Source organism: Altererythrobacter sp. (assembly GCF_050299635.1).
Classification (GTDB): Bacteria; Pseudomonadota; Alphaproteobacteria; order Sphingomonadales; family Sphingomonadaceae; genus Erythrobacter.
This window is the reverse complement of sequence record NZ_JBNKWF010000098.1, coordinates 1-505: the sequence shown is the minus strand read 5'-3', so window position 1 is coordinate 505 and position 505 is coordinate 1. Positions and strand designations below refer to the sequence as shown.

Below are 505 nucleotides of genomic sequence, written 5' to 3'. Positions count from 1 at the left end.
CTCCGAGGTCTTTCTTTCATGCTCGATGTCAACATGTTCGAACAGCTCAAGATCGGTCTGGCCACGGCCGACCAGATCCGGCTGTGGAGTCACGGCGAGGTCAAGAAGCCCGAGACGATCAACTACCGCACCCTGCGCCCGGAGAAGGACGGCCTGTTCTGCGAAAAGATCTTCGGCCCTCAGCGCGACTGGGAGTGCTACTGCGGTAAGTACAAGCGGGTTCGGTTCAAGGGATTCATCTGCGAACGGTGCGGCGTCGAAGTCACCCGCTCCAAGGTTCGCCGTGAACGGATGGGCCACATCGAGCTCTCCGCCCCGGTCGTCCACATCTGGTACCTGCGCGGCACCCGCTCGTGGCTCGCCTACCTGCTCGCCGGCATCGAGCCGCGCGAAGAGCTCAAGGCCAAGCAGCTCGAGAAGGTCATCTACTTCGCGGCCAACCTCGTCACCTGGGTCGACGACGAGAAGCGTCACGAGGACCTCGAGAACCTCGAGGCCGAGTATC

The 505-nt window shown here is 62.2% G+C and carries 1 protein-coding gene; it reads left to right on the top strand.

Annotated elements, in window-relative coordinates:
• Nucleotides 1-18: 18 nt before the first annotated feature.
• Nucleotides 19-505 (top strand): hypothetical protein (locus ACQY6C_RS15035; protein ID WP_427970104.1); only part of this gene is annotated, 487 nt, incomplete at its 3' end.